This is a genomic window from Pseudomonas sp. TNT2022 ID642 (assembly GCF_028656995.1).
In the GTDB taxonomy this organism is placed as follows: Bacteria; Pseudomonadota; Gammaproteobacteria; order Pseudomonadales; family Pseudomonadaceae; genus Aquipseudomonas.
Genome location: NZ_JAMDGW010000006.1, coordinates 17,839 through 38,018 on the forward strand (window position 1 = coordinate 17,839; position 20,180 = coordinate 38,018).

Sequence of the window (20,180 nt, forward strand, 5' to 3'; positions counted from 1 at the left end):
GGATAGCCATGAAGATTCTTTGCGCGGGCGCTGAACTCGCCGAGGCCAGTAGCCGTGGTTTCGAAGTCGACGGGAAAAAGCTGTTCGCCGTGCGCCGCAACGGGCAGGCATTCGTCTATCTCAATCGCTGCCCGCACCGGGGCGTCGGGCTGGAATGGCAACCCGACCAGTTTCTCGACCCGAGCAACAGCCTGATCCAGTGCGCCACCCACGGCGCACTGTTTCTGATCGAGGACGGTGAATGCGTGGCCGGCCCCTGCGCGGGACAATCACTCACTGCCATCCCTTGCCGTGAAGATGCCCAAGGTCTGTGGATCGATGTTTAACCATTGAGCAGCACGTCGAGACGCCGGTCGATGACCATCTCTTCATGGTCCAGACGCACGCCATACGCCAGAACCTCAACGCCACAAGCGACCGCTTCGAGAAGCGCATCGGCGTAGGCCGAATCGATTTCCTTCGCCGGCCGCACCGCTTCAATCCCGGTGAGATTGACGCAATACAACTGCACCGCCCGGATCCCGTCCCGCGCCAGATGTGCCAACTCCCTCAGATGTTTGGCGCCACGCTGGGTCACGGCATCGGGAAACGCCGCCACCGCTGTACCGTCGAAGCCCAGGGTGACGCTTTTCACTTCCACGTAAGCCGGGCCACTGGGGTATTCGAGGCGGAAATCGATACGGCTCTTTTCCTGCCCGTAAGCGACTTCACGCTTCAACGCGGTAAAGCCGTTCAACTCGGTGATCACGCCAGCCTGTAACGCCTCTTCAACCAAACCGTTGGCCCGTGCGGTATTCACGCAGAACAAGCGGCCCTGCGGCGTCTCGCCGATCTCCCAGGTGCCAGGCAATTTGCGTTTCGGATCATTGGAACGGCTGAACCAGACTTGCCCGCCCTCGACCTGACAATTGAGCATCGAACCGGTGTTCGGGCAGTGAATGGTCAGGAACTCGCCGCCAACGGTTTCGATATCGGCGAGAAAACGCTTGTAACGCCGGATCAGACGCGCCTCTTCAAGTGGTGGATAAAAACGCATCAGCCTTGCCAACTCTTCAAGCCACGGGCGATTCGCTCCACTGCTTCCTGTAAGCGAGGGAGGTTTTGCGTGTAGGCAAAACGCACATGATGGCTGGCCTGATAGCGACCAAAATCCAGCCCCGGCGTGAAGGCTACGTGCTCGGTTTCAAGGAAATGTCGGCAGAACGCGAAGGCATCGCCGCCGAACTGGCTGATATCGGCGTAAAGATAGAAAGCACCTTCGGGCTCGACGGCGATGTTGAAACCCAGTTCCCGCAACGCCGGCAGCAGGAAATCGCGACGTCGGCCGAACTCGGCGCGGCGCTCTTCCAGAATCGCAATGGTGTCTGGCTCGAAACAAGCCAATGCCGCATGTTGCGCCATGCTTGGCGCGCTGATGTAGAGGTTCTGCGCGAGCTTTTCCAGATCACTGACCGCCGCCTCCGGCGCGACGAGCCAGCCCAGACGCCAGCCAGTCATGCCGAAGTACTTGGAGAAACTGTTCAGGACAAAAGCGCTGTCATCGACTTCCAGCACGCTCGCCGCATCGGTGCCGTAAGTCAGACCGTGGTAGATCTCGTCCACCACCAGATGCCCGTGTCTGGCCTTGATGGCTGTGGATAACCCGGCCAGTTCGTCGCGGGTCAGGATCGTCCCGGTCGGGTTGGCTGGCGAAGCGACCAAAGCGCCAACGCTGTCGTGATCCCAGTGGCGCTCAACCAGATCCGGAGTCAGTTGATAACGCACGTCCGGACCCACCGGCACTAACTGCGCCGCGCCTTCCACCAAGCGCAGGAAGTGCCGGTTGCACGGATAACCGGGATCCGCCAACAACCAGTGTTTACCCGGATCGACCAGCAAAGCGCTGGCCAGCAACAGGGCACCGGAACCGCCCGGCGTGATCAGGATCCGCCGTGGATCAATGTTCAAGCCATAACGCGATTGATAAAACCCGGAGATTGCCTCGCGCAGTTCCGGAATGCCGCGTGCGGCGGTGTAACGGGTCTTGCCCGCCGTCAGCGCTGCCTGCCCCGCGCGGATGATCGGTTCGGCCGTGGTGAAGTCCGGCTCGCCGATCTCCAGATGGATGACATCGTGGCCTTCAGCCTGCAATTCATTTGCCCGCGCCAGCAACGCCATGACATGGAACGGTTCGATCGCACGACTGCGCGCACTGTAGGGCTGAGCCATTGGTTTTCCTTCGGCAGGGAAAAAGAGACGATTCTACCCATCTGCCGGAACGAGCGAGAACCCGCAGCGGTCACAGCCTCAAGAACGCTGGACTGTAACGATACGCACGTACGCTCCAGGATTGACTAAAATCAGTGATTGAACAGGTCTTCAACACCAACAGACACGGCTTGCCAAACATTTGCAAGCGCCACCCGCCGGGGCCTCGACATCCGGGAGTAGCGCAGGCCGATTTGATCTGGTAAGTTCGCCCGCTTGCAGCCGCAGGGCCGGCAGGTGTCGGTGATGGAGCAATCCTGCGCAATGGATTACAAGAGTAGAGGCGGTCCATTTCATGCCCACCCAAGCAAAGCAACAGCAGAATCAGACGATCAGCGGTTTCGAACCTTATGTTCCGGCGAAAGGTGAGGAGTACATGGGCGCCCCGATGCGCGCGCACTTCACCAAGGTCCTGAACAAGTGGAAACAGGAGTTGATGCAGGAAGTCGACCGCACCGTTGACCACATGAAGGACGAAGCTGCCAATTTCCCGGATCCGGCCGACCGTGCCAGCCAGGAAGAAGAGTTCGCCCTCGAACTTCGCGCCCGCGACCGCGAACGCAAGCTGATCAAGAAAATCGACAAGACACTGCAACTGATCGAAGACGAAGAGTACGGCTGGTGTGATTCGTGCGGCGTCGAGATTGGTGTAAAACGCCTGGAAGCACGTCCTACTGCCGACATGTGCGTCGACTGCAAGACCCTGGCGGAAATCAAGGAAAAGCAGGTCGGCAAGTAATCTCGACCTGAACGAAAAACGGAGCGTGCGAACGCTCCGTTTTTGTTTCTGCCTTTTGCCTTTGCCTTTTGCTCTTGTGGGAGCGAGCCTGCTCGCGAAAGCGGTGTGTCATTCAGCATTTGATCGTCTGACATTACGCTTTCGCGAGCAGGCTCGCTCCCACAGGTTGACCTGCGTATAGCCTGAAAAGTAGCTTCGTCTCCATGACCGCCAAGACATCCCCCGCCTACATCGGCCGCTTCGCCCCAACCCCCAGTGGCCACTTGCACTTCGGTTCGCTCGTTGCCGCCCTCGCCTCCTACCTCGACGCCCGTTCGGTCGGCGGTCGCTGGCTGGTGCGCATGGAAGATCTCGATCCGCCCCGCGAAGAACCCGGTGCGCAGGTGGCGATCCTCAAGGCACTGGAGAGTTACGGCTTTGAATGGGACGGCGACATGGTGCGCCAGAGCGATCGCCACGATGCGTACGCCGAAGTGCTCAACAGCCTGTTCAATCACGGCCTCGCTTACGCCTGCACCTGCTCGCGCAAACAGCTTGAAGCGTACAACGGCATTTATCCGGGCCTGTGCCGCAATGCCGGTCATGACCAACAAGACGCCGCCATCCGCCTGCGCGTGCCGGAACTGGAATACCACTTCATCGATCGTGTGCAAGGGGAATACCGCCAGCATCTGGGCCGTGACGTCGGCGATTTCGTGATCCGCCGCCGCGACGGGCTCTACGCTTATCAACTGGCCGTGGTGCTCGACGATGCCTGGCAAGGCATCACCGACATCGTGCGTGGCGCCGACCTGCTCGACTCGACCCCGCGCCAACTCTATCTGCAAGAACTGCTCGGCCTGCGTCAACCACGCTACCTGCACCTGCCGCTGATCATCCAGCCGGACGGCAACAAGCTAGGCAAGTCCTACCGCTCGCCGCCGCTGCAAGCCGATCAAGCCACGCCATTGTTGCTGCGAGCCCTGCGCGCACTGGGGCAAAACCCCGGCGCCGAACTGGCTCACGCCTCGCCGCAAGAGTTGCTGGCGTGGGGCAGCGCGCACTGGGATGCCACACAGATCCCGCGCACACTGACCCTGCCCGAAGCGCAACTGCTATGACGACACTTGCAGTCGCGCGCCCATCCGTTACCATCGCCGCACGTTTTCGGGCACGCGCATAAAAAAGAGAGGCCGGGATGTACATCTATCGCTTGGTCCTGCTTTTAGTCGTGGGGATCTACCTGTTTTCCCCCGCCATCATGGATTGGTGGATCGACGCTACGGGCGCCTGGTATCGCCCCTATCTGCTCTGGCTGATCCTCATAGTCGTGACCTTCATCCTGCAGAGCCAAAAAGATGCCGATGAGCTTTAGCCTGACCCAGATGATCCTGATCAGCGCCGCGTACCTGGCGGTGCTGTTCGGTGTTGCCTGGATCAGCGAACGGGGCATGATCCCGCGCGCGATCATTCGCCACCCGTTGACCTACACCTTGTCGTTGGGGGTTTACGCCAGTGCGTGGGCGTTTTACGGCACGGTCGGCCTCGCCTATCAGTACGGCTACGGCTTTCTCTCCAGTTACCTCGGCGTGTCCGGCGCGTTTCTGCTGGCGCCGGTGTTGCTCTATCCGATCCTGAAGATCACCCGCACTTATCAACTGTCTTCGCTGGCCGATCTGTTTGCATTTCGCTTTCGCAGCACCTGGGCCGGTGCGCTGACCACGATTTTCATGCTGATCGGCGTACTGCCGCTGTTGGCGCTGCAGATTCAGGCAGTCGCCGACTCCATTGGCATCCTCACCGGTGAGCCGATCCAGAGCCGCGTGGCGCTGGCGTTCTGTGCGCTGATCATTCTGTTCACGATTTTCTTCGGTTCCCGGCATATCGCTACGCGCGAGAAGCACGAAGGACTGGTGTTCGCGATCGCCTTTGAGTCGGTGATCAAACTGATCGCTCTCGGCGGCGTCGGCCTGTATGCGCTGTACGGCGTGTTCGATGGCCCGCAACAGCTGGAACTGTGGCTGCTGCAAAACCAGACCGCCCTCGCCGCCCTGCACACGCCATTGCAGGAAGGCCCGTGGCGCACGTTGTTGCTGGTGTTCTTTGCCTCGGCAATCGTGATGCCGCACATGTATCACATGACCTTTACCGAGAACCTCAATCCGCGCTCGCTGGTCAGTGCGAGCTGGGGCTTGCCGCTGTTCCTGCTGCTGATGAGCCTGGCGGTGCCGCTGATCCTTTGGGCCGGCCTGAAACTCGGCGCCACGACCAATCCGGAATACTTCACCCTCGGCATTGGTATCGCTGCCAACAGCAAGCCGCTGGCGTTGCTCGCCTATGTCGGCGGTCTGTCGGCAGCCAGCGGCCTGATCATAGTCACTACGCTGGCACTCTCAGGCATGGCGTTGAACCACCTGGTGCTGCCGCTTTATCAGCCGCCGGCCGAGGGCAATATTTACCGCTGGCTGAAATGGACCCGCCGGGCGCTGATCGTCGCGATCATCATGGCCGGTTTCGGTTTCTATCTGATGCTCGGCGCCGAGCAGGATCTGGCCAACCTCGGTATCGTCGCGTTTGTCGCGACCCTGCAATTCCTGCCCGGCGTGCTGTCCGTTCTGTACTGGCCGACTGCCAACCGTCGCGGCTTTATAGCCGGTCTGCTGGCGGGGATTCTGGTCTGGGTAGTGACCATGCTGCTGCCGCTGGTCGGCAATCTGCAGGGTTTCTACATCCCGCTACTGAACATGATTTACGTGCTCGACGACACCAGTTGGCACATGGCGGCCATCGCCTCGCTCGCCGCCAACGTCTTGATGTTCACCCTGATCTCGCTGTTCACCAACGCCAGCCCCGAAGAAGCCAGCGCTGCCGAAGCTTGCGCTGTGGATAACGTTCGTCGTCCGCAGCGGCGTGAGCTGCACGCGGCCTCGCCACAGGAATTTGCCACACAACTGGCGAAACCGTTGGGTGCCAAGGCTGCACAGAAAGAAGTCGAACAAGCGTTGCGTGATCTCTATCTGCCATTCGACGAGCGCCGCCCTTATGCCCTGCGCCGTTTGCGTGACCGAATCGAAGCCAACCTGTCCGGCCTGATGGGCCCAAGCGTGGCGCAGGACATGGTCGAAACCTTCCTGCCTTATAAGGCCGGCGGCGAAAACTATGTCACCGAAGACATCCACTTCATCGAAAGCCGCCTAGAGGACTACCACTCGCGCCTCACCGGTTTGGCCGCCGAACTCGATGCCCTGCGTCGTTACCACCGCCAGACCCTGCAGGAATTGCCGATGGGCGTCTGCTCGCTGGCCAAGGATCAAGAGATCCTGATGTGGAACAAGGCCATGGAAGAACTCACCGGGATCGCCGCACAACGCGTGGTCGGTTCACGTCTGAGCACCATTGGTGAGCCGTGGAAAGAATTGCTGCAGGGGTTCATCAACCTGCCCGACGAGCATTTGCACAAACAGCATCTGGCCCTCGACGGCCAGACCCGCTGGCTGAACCTGCACAAAGCGGCGATCGATGAGCCGTTGGCACCGGGTAACAGCGGACTGGTGTTACTGGTCGAAGATCTGACCGAAACGCAGATGCTCGAAGACAAACTGGTGCACTCCGAACGCCTGGCGAGCATTGGTCGCCTTGCGGCCGGTGTAGCCCACGAAATCGGCAACCCGATCACCGGCATCGCTTGTCTGGCGCAGAACCTGCGCGAAGAACGCGAAGACGACGGCGAACTGACGGAAATCAGCGGGCAGATTCTCGAACAGACCAAACGCGTCTCGCGCATCGTCCAGTCGCTGATGAGCTTCGCCCACGCCGGCAGCCATCAGCACAGTGACGAGCCCGTTTGTCTGGCCGAAGTGGCCCAGGATGCCATTGGCCTGCTTGCCCTGAACCGGCGCAATTTCGAAGTGCAGTTCTACAACCTCTGCGATCCTGATCATTGGGTCGAGGGCGATCCGCAGCGACTCGCCCAGGTACTGATCAATCTGCTCTCCAACGCCCGCGACGCCTCGCCGCCGCACAGTGCGGTACGGGTCAAGAGCGAAGCCGGCGAACACACGGTCGATCTGATCGTCGAAGACGAAGGCAGCGGTATTCCGAAGAACATCATGGATAGATTGTTCGAACCCTTCTTCACCACCAAGGATCCTGGCGAAGGCACCGGTCTGGGCCTTGCACTGGTCTATTCCATCGTTGAAGAGCATTATGGACAAATCACCATCGACAGCCCGGCTGATGTACAAAGCCAACGCGGCACCCGTATCCGGGTGACCTTACCGCGTCATGTCGAAGCGACGTCCGCTGTGAACTGAGACCGTCGAGAGTATCGAATCAATGCCGCACATTTTGATCGTCGAAGACGAAACAATTATCCGCTCCGCCTTGCGCCGCCTGCTGGAACGCAATCAGTACCAGGTCAGCGAAGCCGGTTCAGTGCAGGAAGCACAAGAACGCTTCACCATTCCTACGTTCGATCTGATCGTCAGCGATCTGCGTTTGCCGGGCGCGCCGGGTACCGAGCTGATCAAGCTCGGCCAGGGCACGCCGGTGCTGATCATGACCAGTTACGCCAGCCTGCGCTCGGCGGTCGACTCGATGAAGATGGGCGCGGTGGATTACATCGCCAAGCCTTTCGACCACGATGAAATGCTTCAGGCTGTCGCGCGAATCCTGCGTGATCGCCAATCGGCACCGGCGGCCGGCGAAGCGGTTGCCAGCAAACCGACCAATGGCAGCGGCAAATCCGCCGTTGACAACAGTAACGGTGAAATCGGCATCATCGGTTCCTGCCCACCGATGCAGGATCTGTACAGCAAGATCCGTAAAGTCGCGCCGACCGATTCCAATGTGTTGATCCAGGGCGAGTCCGGTACCGGTAAAGAACTGGTGGCCCGCGCCCTGCACAACCTGTCGAAACGCGCCAAGGCGCCGATGATTTCGGTGAACTGCGCGGCCATTCCGGAAAGCCTGATCGAGTCCGAACTGTTCGGCCACGAGAAAGGCGCGTTCACTGGCGCCAGCGCCGGGCGTGCCGGTCTGGTTGAAGCGGCGGACGGCGGCACGTTGTTCCTCGACGAAATCGGTGAGCTGCCACTTGAGGCGCAAGCCCGCCTGCTGCGTGTGTTGCAGGAAGGCGAGATTCGTCGGGTCGGCTCGGTGCAGTCGCAGAAAGTCGATGTGCGCCTGATCGCCGCGACTCACCGGGACCTGAAGAGCCTGGCGAAAATCGGCCAGTTCCGTGAAGACCTTTATTACCGCCTGCACGTGATCGCGCTGAAACTGCCGGCCCTGCGTGAGCGCGGCGCCGACGTCAACGAAATCGCCACTGCCTTCCTGGCTCGCCAGAGTGCGCGCATCAACCGTACCGACCTGAAGTTTGCCGCGGATGCCGAGCAGGCGATCCGGCATTATTCCTGGCCGGGTAACGTGCGTGAGCTGGAGAACGCGGTCGAACGCGCGGTGATTCTGAGCGAAAGCCCGGAAATCTCCGCCGACCTGCTGGGCATCGACATCGAGCTGAGCGATCTGGAAGACGACGAGTTCATCGGTCTGCCACCGCAGACGGCGGGTAACACCGGCAATAGCAGCCATGAGCCGACCGAAGACCTATCGCTGGAAGATTACTTTCAGCACTTCGTCCTTGAGCATCAGGACCACATGACCGAGACCGAACTGGCGCGCAAACTCGGCGTCAGCCGTAAATGTCTGTGGGAACGTCGTCAGCGTCTGGGCATTCCGCGGCGCAAGACCGGGGTCGCCAGCGAGAGCTGAACGTTACCTGTCGAGTGTGCGGGTAACGCTTGAAGAGGTGAAAAAACTGTTACCTCAGTCGATTCACGTAACAGAAGCCGGGGTTATCGGTAACGAAACCCCGGCTTTTTTTCGCCCTGACAAAACGGTTATATCGACCTAACCCCTTGTTTTATTGGGCTTCGCAAAAGTTGGCACGGCACCTGCTATATGTTCAGTACAAGAACAATAACAAGCAATGCACAAGACAATAAAAATAAGACGAATCGACTCACGCACAATAAAAACAAGACGGCGAGAGGCGCAGCTAACTGATTCTTTTGGAGAGGCGTTGTATTTGGGGCTTGCCCCACGACCAGGCCGAGAACAACAAAAACTGTCCTAAGACAGAGCCTGTACTGGTTGGATCGAGAGATCACTGCAATTCAGCGACCAAAGCAATCCGTTTGCTCTTGGCTCCCGATTGGGAGGGTCACGAAGAAAACACTTCGTGGCGAGGGCACTCAACAAAAACAAGAAGCCCGAATCAATAATAAAAAGAGCACGCAACTACTTCTTGGGGAGCTTCGGCTCCCCTTGTAGTTTCTCCCTCGCGGCAAAATCCTTCGAATTTCCCTTGCTCGCCCCTTGCAGCTTGCGGCTTACAGCTCAAATCTGCCGTGTCCTACACCATCCCCCGACTAAATGCTAGAATCTGCGCCCATCATGCGGTCATTCTTTGGTATGGCCGAACATTCCTTCAAACAGTGCATCCCATGCTGAAGAAGTTGTTCCAGTCATTCCGAACTCCCGTGCGTCGTACGCAACACATCCGCAGCACCCCTGAAGTGCTCAACAGCGGCCAACATTCGCTGCAGAAAACGCAGTTCAGCCGCTATGCGGTGAATATCGTCGAACGCCTGCAAGGTGCCGGTTACCAGGCTTATCTGGTCGGCGGTTGCGTGCGTGACATGCTGTTGGGCATCACGCCCAAGGATTTCGACGTCGCCACCAGCGCCACGCCCGAGCAAGTCCGTGCCGAATTCCGCAATGCGCGGATCATCGGTCGCCGCTTCAAACTGGTGCACATTCATTTCGGTCGCGAAATCATTGAAGTCGCGACCTTCCGCGCCAATCACCCGGTCAACGAAGACGACGAAGACAGCAACCAGTCTTCGCGTAACGAAAGCGGGCGGATTCTGCGCGACAACGTTTACGGCACCCTGGAAGAAGACGCGCAACGCCGCGACTTCACCATCAACGCCCTGTATTACGATCCGGTCAGCGAGCGCATCCTCGATTACGCCAACGGCGTACATGACATCCGCAATCACCTGATCCGCCTGATCGGCGATCCGAAGCAGCGCTATCAGGAAGACCCGGTGCGCATGCTGCGGGCCGTGCGTTTTGCCGCCAAGCTCAACTTCGGCATCGAAAAGCACACCGTGCAACCGATCCGCGAACTGGCACCGATGCTGCGCGAGATCCCGTCGGCGCGTCTGTTCGAAGAAGTGCTCAAGCTGTTCCTCTCGGGCCACGGCGCGATCACTTTCGAAATGCTGGTCGACCTGCAACTGTTCGCCCCGCTGTTCCCGGCCAGCGCCGATGCGCTGGAACATAACCCGGAATACACCCACACGCTGATCAGCGAAGCGCTGACCAACACCGATTTGCGCATCAAGCAGAACAAACCGGTCACTCCGGCTTTCCTGTTTGCCGCACTGCTGTGGCCTGCCCTGCCGGCCCGCGTGTTGCGCTTGCAGGAACGTGGCATGCCGCCGATCCCGGCGATGCAGGAAGGCGCCCACGAACTGATCGCCGAACAGTGCCAGCGCATCGCGATTCCAAAACGCTTCACCATGCCGATCCGCGAGATCTGGGACATGCAGGAGCGCCTGCCTCGGCGCAGCGGCAAACGTGCCGACCTGTTGCTGGACAACCCACGCTTCCGCGCTGGTTACGACTTCCTGCTGCTGCGTGAAAGCGCTGGTGAGGAGACTGATGGCCTGGGCGAATGGTGGACGGATTATCAGGACGCCAACGACAGCGAACGCCGCGACATGATTCGCGACCTCAGCGGTAAAGGTGATGACGCCAGTGGCGCGCCGCGCAAACGTCGCCGCAGCAGCGGTTCCAAACGCAAACGCGCCGGCGCACCGAGCGCTTCGACCGGCGAGTAAAGGCATGGAACGCATCTACATCGGCATGGGCAGCAACCTCGCTGACCCGGCCGAACAATTGCGCAGCGCCGTCGAGGCGCTCGGGCAATTGCCGCAAACCACCCTCGCTGGCGTTTCCGCCTTCTATCAAAGCGACTCGTTGCTGCCGGGCCAACCGCGTTACACCAACGCGGTCGCGGCGCTCGACAGCTCGCTCGCCCCACTGGAACTGCTCGATGCATTGCAAGCCATCGAGAATGACCAAGGTCGCGAACGCCTCGAACGCTGGGGCCCGCGTACGCTGGATCTGGACATTCTGCTGTTCGGTGATCGACTGATCGATGAGCCACGCCTGAAAGTCCCGCATTACCAGATTCAGGAACGCGCGTTCGTGCTCTATCCCCTTGCCGAACTGGCGCCGCAAGATTTGCGCCTGGCCGACGGCCGCACCCTGCCCGACCTGCTGGCAGCCTGCCCGTTCGTCGGCCTGGAACGCCTCCCCCACGCCTGACATAAATCCTTTGTAGGAGCTGCGGAACGCTGCGATCTTTTGATCTTCAAAATCAAGATCAAAAGATCGCAGCGCTCCGCAGCTCCTACAGGAATAGCTTTCCATATCCAGATTTATTGTCGGACAAAAAACCGTCGAATCAGCCCCGCCGCGCCGCTGAATCGCATCAGTAACGCCGGTAACACTCCCCTCGTAACAATGCGGTAACACACGCAATTGACTTCCTGTTGGCTCATCACGACTATAGGCGTCCCGCTGCCGCCAACACGGCACATACGGGCGCAATCCAGGCCTTATAAGCACGACAAAAGAGCGTGCGCCTGAGTAGATGAAGAATCACGCGCGTTACTCGCAGTAGTTTCCAGAGCGCCTGAACGAGGATTTTTTACATGCCAGCCATCACCCTGACCACGCTCCAGAGCCTCAAGCAGAAAGGTGAAAAGATCACCATGCTGACCTGCTATGACGCGACCTTCGCCCACGCCTGCAACGAGGCCGGTGTCGAAGTGCTGCTGGTGGGCGACTCCCTCGGCATGGTCCTGCAAGGTCACGACAGCACGTTGCCGGTGACCACTGCAGAAATGGCCTACCACACCGCTTGCGTCAAACGCGGCAACAGCGATGCCCTGATCCTCGCCGACCTGCCGTTCATGGCCAACGCCACCCTTGAACAAACCATGACTAACAGCGCCATGCTGATGCAGGCCGGTGCGCACATGGTCAAGGTCGAAGGTCAGCTGTGGCTCGCCGAGTCGATCCGTCTGCTCGCCGAACGCGGTGTACCGGTGTGCGCACACATGGGCCTGACCCCGCAAGCGGTGAACATTCTTGGTGGCTATAAAGTGCAGGGGCGCAACGAGAACCAGGCACGGCAGATGCGTGCCGATGCGATCTCGCTGGAACAGGCCGGTGCGGCGATGCTGCTGCTCGAATGCGTGCCGAGCGAACTGGCCGCTGAAATCAGCCAGGCGGTGAAGATTCCGGTGATCGGCATCGGTGCCGGTAACGCCACCGACGGTCAGGTATTGGTGCTGCACGACATGCTCGGCCTGTCGATCACTGGCCGCGTGCCGAAGTTCGTGAAGAACTTCATGCACGGTCAGGACAGCATCCAGTCCGCGCTGAAGGCTTACGTCAACGAAGTCAAAGCCACCACGTTCCCTGGCATCGAACACGGATTCTCTGCATGAACACCGTTAAAACCGTACGCGAACTGCGCGCCGCTGTAGCCCGCGCCCGCAGCGAAGGCAAGCGCATCGGCTTCGTGCCGACCATGGGCAACCTGCACAGCGGTCACGTTGCGCTGATCACCAAAGCCACGCAGCGGGTCGATTTCGTGGTCGCGAGCATTTTCGTCAACCCGCTGCAGTTCGGCGCCGGCGAAGACCTCGACAAATACCCCCGCACCTTGGCAGCGGACCAGGAAAAACTGCTCGACGCCGGTTGTTCCCTGCTCTTCGCGCCGACTGTCGAGGAAATGTACCCCGACGGCATGGCCGGGCAGACTCGGGTCAGCGTGCCGCAATTGTCCGAAGGCCTGTGCGGCGCCAGCCGTCCGGGGCACTTTGAAGGCGTGGCGACCGTGGTCAGCAAGCTGTTCAACATGGTCCAGCCGGATCTGGCGATTTTCGGCCAGAAGGATTATCAGCAACTGGCGGTGATTCGCGCGCTGGTGCATGACCTGAACATGCCGATCCAGATCATCGGCGAACCGACCGTGCGCGCTGCCGATGGCCTGGCGCTGTCCTCGCGCAATGGTTTCCTCAGCGATGAACAACGTGCGGTGGCGCCGGTGGTCTATCGCTCGCTGAGCAACATTGCCGAGTCGATCAAGCAAGGTGAACGCGACTTCCCGGCGCTGATCGGTGCTCAGGTGCAGCAGTTGGAAGCTGCGGGGCTGCGTCCGGACTATCTGGAAATCCGCCATGCGCTGACCCTGCGTCCGGCGACGGCTGAAGACCGTGATCTGGTAATTCTGGTGGCGGCGTTCCTCGGCACAACGCGGTTGATCGACAACCTGCACCTGAACCTCGACACCCCGGCTTAAAAACACCGCATCGCCCCCTGTAGGAGTGAGCCTGCTCGCGATGGCGGTGTGTCAGTCAGCATTAGTGTTGAATGACACACCGCCATCGCGAGCAGGCTCACTCCTACAGTGTTTTTCAGCGTCATAAAGATTGCATTCCAGCTGTATTGCCGCCTTAAAAGCCTTCGGGCACACTGCCCGCCGTTCGATTCCAACCCGGGAAAACCCTCATGCACGCGATCATGCTCAAGGCCAAACTGCACCGCGCCGAAGTCACTCATGCAGTGCTCGATTACGAAGGTTCGTGCGCCATCGACGGCGAGTGGCTGGACTTGTCCGGCATCCGTGAATACGAGCAGATCCAGATTTACAACGTCGACAACGGCGAGCGTTTCACCACCTACGCGATTCGTGGTGAAGAGGGTTCGCGGATGATCTCCGTCAACGGCGCCGCTGCGCACAAGGCCAAGGTCGGCGACCGCGTGATCATTTGTGCCTACGCCCATTACAGCGAAGCCGAGCTGGTCAATTTCAAGCCGCGCATGCTCTACATGGCGCCGGGCAATGAACTGAGCCACACCAGCAACGCCATCCCGGTTCAGCTCGCCTGATCGCGAAATCGCCCCGCTCCCCCTCCGTTTGTCGGCCAGTTCCCGGTCTGGATGTTAAAAAAGTACAGGGATCTGGTCAGACAAAGTCAAGACAGAACGCAGCGCGAGGTTTACTGTATTCGCCCTGTGTCCGGAAATCGTGTCGACGCAGTTGATCCCATGCCCAAACAGGGCGTGCCGGGTCTGTTCAGTGTTCAAAAGGCCGTTCAAGTAAAAAGGAAAACCGCAGCGATGGCGTATTACCTCACTCCTCAAGACGTTACCGCTCTGCCCGCCTGGCAAGCGTTGAAAGATCACCGCCAAGCCATGCAGGATTTCAGCATGCGCGAAGCCTTCAACGCCGATCCGCAGCGCTTCAACCAGTTCACCCTCAGCAGCTGCGGACTGTTTCTCGATTATTCGAAGAATTTGATCAACGCCCAGACCCGCAACCTGCTGGTCGGTCTGGCCAATGAAGTCGATCTCAAGGGCGCGATCAAAGCGCTGTTTGAAGGCGAAATCGTCAACACTTCCGAAGGCCGCCCGGCGCTGCACACCGCCCTGCGCCGCCCGGTAGGCGACAAACTGTCGGTCAATGGCGTCAATGTGATGCCGGAGGTCCACAAGGTCTTGAACCAGATCACCGATCTGGTTGGCCGCATTCACGACGGTCTATGGCGTGGTTACACCGAGAAGCCGATCACCGACGTGGTCAACATCGGCATCGGTGGCTCGTTCCTCGGCCCTGAGCTGGTCTCCGAAGCGCTGCTGTCGTACGCGCAGAAAGGCGTGCGTTGCCATTATCTGGCGAACATCGACGGCAGCGAATTCCACGAGCTGACGCAAAAGCTGCGCGCCGAGACCACGCTGTTCATCGTTTCGTCGAAGTCGTTCAACACCCTCGAAACCCTGAAGAACGCTCAGGCTGCTCGTGCCTGGTACCTGGCGCAGGGCGGTTCGGAAGCCGAGCTGTATCGTCACTTCATCGCCGTATCGAGCAACAACGCAGCGGCCGTTGCGTTCGGTATCCGCGAAGAAAACATCTTCCCGATGTGGGATTGGGTCGGCGGTCGTTATTCGCTGTGGTCGGCGATCGGTTTGCCGATTGCGCTGGCCATCGGCATGTCCAACTTCAAGGAGCTGCTGTCCGGTGCCTACACCATGGACCAGCATTTCCAGACCGCACCGTTCGAACAGAACATGCCGGTGCTGCTGGCCCTGCTCGGTGTGTGGTACGGCAACTTCTGGGGCGCGCAAAGCCACGCGATCCTGCCGTACGACCACTACCTGCGTAACATCACCAAGCACTTGCAACAACTGGACATGGAATCCAACGGCAAGAGCGTGCGTCAGGACGGCACGCCGGTGTCGACCGATACCGGTCCGGTGATCTGGGGCGGCGTCGGCTGCAACGGTCAGCACGCTTACCACCAGTTGCTGCATCAAGGTTCGCAGTTGATCCCGGCCGACTTCATCGTGCCGATCGTCAGCTTCAACCCGGTCTCCGACCACCATCAGTGGCTGTACGCCAACTGCCTGTCGCAGAGCCAGGCGCTGATGCTCGGCAAGACCCTGCCGGAAGCCGAGCAAGAACTGCGCGACAAGGGCATGAGCGAAGAAGAAGTGCACAAACTCGCACCGCACAAGGTGATCCCGGGCAACCGTCCGAGCAACACCATTGTGGTTGAACGCATCAGCCCGCGTCGTCTCGGCGCACTGGTGGCAATGTATGAACATAAAGTGTTCGTACAGAGCGTGGTCTGGGGCATCAACGCCTTTGACCAATGGGGCGTGGAACTGGGCAAGGAACTGGGTAAAGGCGTTTACAACCGCTTGGTCGGCAGCGATGAAACTACCGCTGACGATCCTTCCACTCAGGGCCTGATCAACTACTTCCGCGGTCGTCACCGCGGGTGATAGGCTGAAGGGGCGGTTTGCCTGCCCCTACAGCTTGCAACATCGACAGTTCCACGGCACCGGGCTAATCGCAGAATCGGTGGCGTACACGATCCCTGTAGGAGCTGCCGAAGGCTGCGATCTTTTGATCTTGACCTTAAAAAACAAGATCAAAAGATCGCAGCCTTCGGCAGCTCCTACGAGGGTCGTACAGCTCCCCTCTTGTCGCACAACAAGAATAAGGAACCGTCATGTTCGATATCAGCACGTTCCCCAAAGCCGATGCCGTCCGCCGGGCTGCTCAGTTGAGTCAGGAAGACTATCGGCGCCTGTACCGCGAATCCATTGAACACCCCAGCACCTTCTGGGCCGAACAGGCCACGCGCTTCCTCGACTGGAGCACGCCGTGGCAGACCGTTCAGCGCTACGACCTGAAAACCGGTGAAGCCGCCTGGTTCGCCGGGGGCAAACTGAACGTCAGTTACAACTGCATCGACCGCCATCTGGAAAAGCGCGGCGATCAGACTGCCCTGCTCTGGGAAGGCGACGACCCGGCAGAATCGGCGCAAATTACTTACAAAAAACTCCATCACCATGTCTGCCGCCTGGCCAATGTGCTGAAAAGCCGTGGCGTGAAGAAAGGCGATCGGGTGTGCATCTACATGCCGATGATCCCCGAAGCTGCTTACGCCATGCTCGCCTGTTCGCGGATCGGCGCGATTCACTCGGTGGTGTTCGGCGGTTTCTCCCCCGATTCCCTGCGTGATCGCATTCTCGATGCCGACTGCCGCACGGTGATCACCGCGGATGAAGGCGTACGCGGCGGCAAGTTCGTACCGCTGAAACAGAATGTCGACAAAGCCCTGCAGAGTTGCCCGGACGTCAGCACCGTCGTGGTGGTCGAACGCAGCCAGGGCAAGGTCGACTGGGTCGAGGGCCGCGACCTCTGGTATCACCAGGCTGTGCGCGACGTCAGCGACGATTGCCCGCCAGAACCGATGGACGCTGAAGATCCACTGTTCATCCTCTACACCTCCGGCAGTACCGGCAAACCCAAAGGCGTGCTGCACACCACCGGCGGCTATTTGCTGCAAGCGGCGATGACCTTCAAATACGTGCTCGATTACCGCGACGGCGAAGTGTTCTGGTGCACCGCCGACGTCGGCTGGGTCACCGGCCACAGCTATATCGTCTACGGCCCGCTGGCCAATGGCGCGACCACGTTGATGTTCGAAGGCGTACCGAGCTACCCGAGCAGTTCACGCTTCTGGCAGGTCATCGACAAGCACAAGGTCAATATTTTCTACACCGCACCCACTGCTCTGCGCGCGTTGATGCGAGAAGGTGCCGAACCATTGAAAGAAACCTCGCGCGCCAGCCTTAGATTGCTCGGCAGCGTCGGTGAGCCGATCAACCCTGAGGCGTGGGAATGGTATTTCAACGTCGTAGGAGAACAGCGCTGCCCTATCGTCGATACCTGGTGGCAGACTGAAACCGGCGGCATCATGCTCAGCCCGCTGGTCAGCGCCCAGCGGATCAAACCGGGCTGCGCCACACAACCCATGTTCGGCGTACAACCGGTGCTGCTCGATGAGCACGGCAAGGAAATCAAAGGCGCCGGCAGCGGCGTGCTGGCGATCAAATCCAGTTGGCCGGCGCAGATCCGCAGCGTCTATGGCGACCCGCAGCGAATGGTCGACACCTATTTCAAACCTTATCCCGGCTACTACTTCACCGGCGACGGCGCACGCCGCGACGAGGATGGCGACTACTGGATCACCGGGCGCATCGACGACGTGATCAACGTTTCCGGCCACCGCATCGGCACCGCTGAAGTGGAAAGCGCGCTGGTGCTGCACGACAGCATCGCCGAGGCCGCCGTGGTCGGTTACCCGCACGACGTCAAAGGTCAGGGCATCTACGCCTTCGTCACGCCCATGAACGGCACCGAACCCAATGACGATTTGAAAAAAGAATTGCTGGCCCACGTCAGCAAGGAAATCGGCAGCTTCGCCAAACCTGACCTGATCCAGTGGGCGCCGGCCTTGCCGAAAACCCGCTCAGGCAAGATCATGCGGCGCATCCTGCGCAAGATCGCCTGCAACGAACTCGACAGCCTCGGCGACACCTCGACCCTGGCTGACCCGAGTGTGGTGCAAGGCCTGATCGACAAGCGCCTCAATCAGTAATACCCCGGGCGCGGTCAACCGGCCGCGCCCGCCCTTTCGCACTGAGTGGTCATGGAATTCATCCGCAGTCGTATCGAAAACCAGCTCATGAGCCTGACCGGGCTGTCACTCGGTCAACTCGACCTGGAAAACCCCAAGGGCGATCCCGGCCTGTTCGGTCCGGATTCGATCAGTTGGCAGGTGCACGGCGATTTCAGCAGCATGTTGATCGGCGGTATCAGCGCGTTGTTACTGCAAGCCTTGCATCCACTGGCACTGGCCGGGGTTTGGGATCATTCGAATTTCCGTGAAGATATGCTCGGACGCTTGCGGCGCACCAGTCAGTTTGTTTCCGGGACCACGTTCGGCTCGCGCCGGGACGCCGACTGGCTGATCGAGAAAGTGCGCACCATTCATCTGCAAGTGGTCGGCACCGCGCCGGATGGACGCCCTTACGCGGCCAGCGATGCGGATTTGCTGACGTGGGTGCATGTGGCGGAAGTGAGTAACTTTCTGGCGGCGCATTTGCGCTATCGCAACCCGCAGTTGTCGGGGGCGGATCAGGATCGTTATTACGCAGAGATTGCCGTGATTGCCGAACGCCTGGGCGCGCGGGAGGTGCCGAAATCACGGCAAGCCGTGGCCGAGTATCTGCAACGCATGCGCCCGCAGTTGTTGTGCGATGAACGCAGCCGTGAGGTTTTTCGATTGTTGCTCGCAGCACCGGCGCCGAGTGCTCTGGCGCGACCATTTGGTGATTTGATGATGAAGGCCGGCATCGACCTGCTGCCGGACTGGGCCAGCGATATGCTTGATGTCCGGCAGAGCTCGCTGCAACGGCAATTGATTCGCGCCAGCGTCAAACGTAGTGCACCGATGCTGCGCTGGGCGATGCGCAATGGCTCAGTGCAACGGGCCAAACGCCGAATGGGTTTGCTGACCTAAAAGCTTCGCGAGCAGGCTCGCTCCCACATTTGGAATGCATTTCCATGTGGGAGCGAGCCTGCTCGCGAAGGCAGCACCTCGGTTACCCGCCAAGCTGCTAAACTCCCGCGCCCCAATTCTCTCCAGCAAGGCGCCCGCATGTCTTCCTTGAATCAGGCGCTGCGCGCCGCCCTCGATCAACGCCAGGACTTGCTCGCCGAGCTGCACAGCCAGGGCACCGATTGCTATCGGCTGTTTCACGGCAGCCAGGAAGGCGCCGGTGGTTTGACCATCGACCGCTACGGCCCGCAACTGCTGGTGCAAAGCTTCCACCAGACGCTCGAGCGCGATGACCTGCTGCAACTGCACGCCGTGGTCAATCAAGCTTTGGGCCTGGAAACGTTGCTGGTTTACAACGACCGCTCCCGTGGCAACTCGCGCATCGACCGCGAAGATAGCGTCTACAAAGCCGACGACGCCGCACTGGCGGATCTGGTCGGCCACGAGTGGGGCCTGAACTACCGCGTGCGCGGGCGTCATGCCGGGCAGGATCCGCTGCTGTTCCTCGACCTGCGCAACACGCGCGGCTGGGTCAAGGATCACGCCAAGGGCAAATCCGTGCTCAACCTGTTCGCCTACACCTGCGGCGTTGGCCTGAGTGCCGCCGCCGGTGGCGCGCGTGAAGTGTGCAACCTGGATTTCGCCGAAGGCAATCTGGCGGTCGGACGCGAAAACGGTCTGCTCAACCCGCAATTGCCTGAGATGCAGTTCATCCAGTCCGATTACTTTCCGGCAATCCGGCAACTCGCCGGTCTGCCGATCAGTCAGCGCCGTGGACAGAAACTGCCGAGCTACCAGCGCCTCGATCAGCGCCAATATGATCTGGTCCTGCTCGACCCGCCCGCCTGGGCCAAGAGCGCATTCGGCACCGTCGACCTGCTGCGCGACTATCAGAGCTTGCTCAAACCGGCCCTGCTGACCACCGCCGACAACGGCGTGCTGATCTGCTGCAACAACCTGGCGAAAGTCAGCATGGACGACTGGCGCGAGCAGGTGCTGCGCTGTGCCGAGAAGGCCGGGCGACCGGTGCGTGAGTGGAGCGTGATGACCCCGGGCGCCGACTTCCCGTCCATGGACCAGCAACCGCCGTTGAAAACCCTGATCCTGCAGCTATAAACAACCCTGTGGGAGCTGGCTTGCCAGCGATTGCG

17 protein-coding genes are annotated in these 20,180 nt (G+C 60.0%); 15 read left to right on the top strand and 2 right to left on the bottom strand.

The window, feature by feature from the left end:
- Window positions 1-8: 8 nt before the first annotated feature.
- Window positions 9-326 (top strand): Rieske (2Fe-2S) protein, encoded by a 318-nt coding sequence (locus M5G26_RS04800; RefSeq protein WP_273914589.1) that lies wholly within the window; start codon window positions 9-11, stop codon window positions 324-326.
- On the opposite strand, the gene sfsA is transcribed toward M5G26_RS04800, so the two are convergent.
- Together sfsA and M5G26_RS04810 are read right to left on the bottom strand one after the other, a co-directional pair.
- Window positions 323-1,036 (bottom strand): DNA/RNA nuclease SfsA, encoded by a 714-nt coding sequence (sfsA, locus tag M5G26_RS04805; RefSeq protein WP_134177345.1) that lies wholly within the window; start codon window positions 1,034-1,036, stop codon window positions 323-325. The genes M5G26_RS04800 and sfsA overlap by 4 nt on opposite strands.
- Window positions 1,036-2,208 (bottom strand): pyridoxal phosphate-dependent aminotransferase, encoded by a 1,173-nt coding sequence (locus M5G26_RS04810; RefSeq protein ID WP_150694623.1) that lies wholly within the window; start codon window positions 2,206-2,208, stop codon window positions 1,036-1,038. The genes sfsA and M5G26_RS04810 overlap by 1 nt, the downstream gene beginning before the upstream one ends.
- A gap of 334 nt (window positions 2,209-2,542) precedes the next feature.
- Between M5G26_RS04810 and dksA the strand changes: the two genes are divergently transcribed.
- The 14 genes from dksA (at window position 2,543) to M5G26_RS04880 (ending at window position 20,145) form a co-directional block, all read left to right on the top strand.
- Window positions 2,543-2,986, top strand: coding sequence for an RNA polymerase-binding protein DksA (gene dksA, locus M5G26_RS04815; RefSeq protein WP_008080850.1), 444 nt, complete (start codon window positions 2,543-2,545; stop codon window positions 2,984-2,986).
- A 203-nt stretch (window positions 2,987-3,189) separates the two neighbouring features.
- The gene (gene gluQRS, locus M5G26_RS04820; RefSeq protein ID WP_134177341.1) at window positions 3,190-4,086 is read left to right on the top strand and encodes a tRNA glutamyl-Q(34) synthetase GluQRS; all 897 of its coding nucleotides are present in this window, start codon (window positions 3,190-3,192) and stop codon (window positions 4,084-4,086) included.
- A 77-nt stretch (window positions 4,087-4,163) separates the two neighbouring features.
- The gene (locus M5G26_RS04825; protein WP_003176118.1) at window positions 4,164-4,340 is read left to right on the top strand and encodes a hypothetical protein; all 177 of its coding nucleotides are present in this window, start codon (window positions 4,164-4,166) and stop codon (window positions 4,338-4,340) included.
- Window positions 4,324-7,278 (top strand): sensor histidine kinase, encoded by a 2,955-nt coding sequence (locus tag M5G26_RS04830; protein ID WP_162483053.1) that lies wholly within the window; start codon window positions 4,324-4,326, stop codon window positions 7,276-7,278. The genes M5G26_RS04825 and M5G26_RS04830 overlap by 17 nt, the downstream gene beginning before the upstream one ends.
- 22 nt (window positions 7,279-7,300) lie before the next feature.
- Complete coding sequence (locus M5G26_RS04835) at window positions 7,301-8,737, top strand: sigma-54-dependent transcriptional regulator (protein ID WP_134177340.1); 1,437 nt, start codon at window positions 7,301-7,303, stop codon at window positions 8,735-8,737.
- Between the two features lie 734 nt (window positions 8,738-9,471).
- Window positions 9,472-10,875 carry a polynucleotide adenylyltransferase PcnB gene (locus M5G26_RS04840; protein ID WP_038369032.1) on the top strand — a complete coding sequence of 468 codons (1,404 nt, stop codon included), beginning with the start codon at window positions 9,472-9,474 and terminating at the stop codon, window positions 10,873-10,875.
- Window positions 10,876-10,879: 4 nt separating this feature from the next.
- Window positions 10,880-11,365 (top strand): 2-amino-4-hydroxy-6-hydroxymethyldihydropteridine diphosphokinase, encoded by a 486-nt coding sequence (gene folK, locus M5G26_RS04845; protein WP_273914590.1) that lies wholly within the window; start codon window positions 10,880-10,882, stop codon window positions 11,363-11,365.
- 389 nt (window positions 11,366-11,754) lie between these two features.
- Window positions 11,755-12,555 (top strand): 3-methyl-2-oxobutanoate hydroxymethyltransferase, encoded by an 801-nt coding sequence (panB, locus tag M5G26_RS04850; protein WP_038369034.1) that lies wholly within the window; start codon window positions 11,755-11,757, stop codon window positions 12,553-12,555.
- Window positions 12,552-13,412 carry a pantoate--beta-alanine ligase gene (gene panC, locus M5G26_RS04855; RefSeq protein ID WP_273914591.1) on the top strand — a complete coding sequence of 287 codons (861 nt, stop codon included), beginning with the start codon at window positions 12,552-12,554 and terminating at the stop codon, window positions 13,410-13,412. The genes panB and panC overlap by 4 nt, the downstream gene beginning before the upstream one ends.
- Window positions 13,413-13,621: 209 nt before the next feature.
- On the top strand, window positions 13,622-14,002 hold the full coding sequence (panD, locus tag M5G26_RS04860; RefSeq protein ID WP_003205654.1) for an aspartate 1-decarboxylase: 381 nt from the start codon (window positions 13,622-13,624) through the stop codon (window positions 14,000-14,002).
- Between the two features lie 231 nt (window positions 14,003-14,233).
- A complete protein-coding gene (gene pgi, locus M5G26_RS04865; RefSeq protein WP_102900508.1) occupies window positions 14,234-15,898 on the top strand; it encodes a glucose-6-phosphate isomerase in 1,665 nt (554 codons plus the stop codon).
- Window positions 15,899-16,128: 230 nt separating this feature from the next.
- On the top strand, window positions 16,129-18,066 hold the full coding sequence (gene acs / locus M5G26_RS04870; protein WP_273914592.1) for an acetate--CoA ligase: 1,938 nt from the start codon (window positions 16,129-16,131) through the stop codon (window positions 18,064-18,066).
- Between the two features lie 51 nt (window positions 18,067-18,117).
- Window positions 18,118-18,990 carry an oxygenase MpaB family protein gene (locus M5G26_RS04875; protein ID WP_273914593.1) on the top strand — a complete coding sequence of 291 codons (873 nt, stop codon included), beginning with the start codon at window positions 18,118-18,120 and terminating at the stop codon, window positions 18,988-18,990.
- A 138-nt stretch (window positions 18,991-19,128) separates the two neighbouring features.
- The gene (locus tag M5G26_RS04880) at window positions 19,129-20,145 is read left to right on the top strand and encodes a class I SAM-dependent rRNA methyltransferase (RefSeq protein ID WP_273914594.1); all 1,017 of its coding nucleotides are present in this window, start codon (window positions 19,129-19,131) and stop codon (window positions 20,143-20,145) included.
- Window positions 20,146-20,180 lie beyond the last annotated feature (35 nt).

Excerpts from the sequence above, each read along its gene's own strand:
- M5G26_RS04800 (WP_273914589.1), top strand. The coding sequence starts at position 9 with ATGAAGATTCTTTGCGCGGGCGCTGAACTCGCCGAGGCCAGTAGCCGT.
- sfsA (WP_134177345.1), bottom strand. The coding sequence starts at position 1,036 with ATGCGTTTTTATCCACCACTTGAAGAGGCGCGTCTGATCCGGCGTTAC.
- M5G26_RS04810 (WP_150694623.1), bottom strand. The coding sequence starts at position 2,208 with ATGGCTCAGCCCTACAGTGCGCGCAGTCGTGCGATCGAACCGTTCCAT.
- dksA (WP_008080850.1), top strand. The coding sequence starts at position 2,543 with ATGCCCACCCAAGCAAAGCAACAGCAGAATCAGACGATCAGCGGTTTC.
- gluQRS (WP_134177341.1), top strand. The coding sequence starts at position 3,190 with ATGACCGCCAAGACATCCCCCGCCTACATCGGCCGCTTCGCCCCAACC.
- M5G26_RS04825 (WP_003176118.1), top strand. The coding sequence starts at position 4,164 with ATGTACATCTATCGCTTGGTCCTGCTTTTAGTCGTGGGGATCTACCTG.
- M5G26_RS04830 (WP_162483053.1), top strand. The coding sequence starts at position 4,324 with ATGCCGATGAGCTTTAGCCTGACCCAGATGATCCTGATCAGCGCCGCG.
- M5G26_RS04835 (WP_134177340.1), top strand. The coding sequence starts at position 7,301 with ATGCCGCACATTTTGATCGTCGAAGACGAAACAATTATCCGCTCCGCC.
- M5G26_RS04840 (WP_038369032.1), top strand. The coding sequence starts at position 9,472 with ATGCTGAAGAAGTTGTTCCAGTCATTCCGAACTCCCGTGCGTCGTACG.
- folK (WP_273914590.1), top strand. The coding sequence starts at position 10,880 with ATGGAACGCATCTACATCGGCATGGGCAGCAACCTCGCTGACCCGGCC.
- panB (WP_038369034.1), top strand. The coding sequence starts at position 11,755 with ATGCCAGCCATCACCCTGACCACGCTCCAGAGCCTCAAGCAGAAAGGT.
- panC (WP_273914591.1), top strand. The coding sequence starts at position 12,552 with ATGAACACCGTTAAAACCGTACGCGAACTGCGCGCCGCTGTAGCCCGC.
- panD (WP_003205654.1), top strand. The coding sequence starts at position 13,622 with ATGCACGCGATCATGCTCAAGGCCAAACTGCACCGCGCCGAAGTCACT.
- pgi (WP_102900508.1), top strand. The coding sequence starts at position 14,234 with ATGGCGTATTACCTCACTCCTCAAGACGTTACCGCTCTGCCCGCCTGG.
- acs (WP_273914592.1), top strand. The coding sequence starts at position 16,129 with ATGTTCGATATCAGCACGTTCCCCAAAGCCGATGCCGTCCGCCGGGCT.
- M5G26_RS04875 (WP_273914593.1), top strand. The coding sequence starts at position 18,118 with ATGGAATTCATCCGCAGTCGTATCGAAAACCAGCTCATGAGCCTGACC.
- M5G26_RS04880 (WP_273914594.1), top strand. The coding sequence starts at position 19,129 with ATGTCTTCCTTGAATCAGGCGCTGCGCGCCGCCCTCGATCAACGCCAG.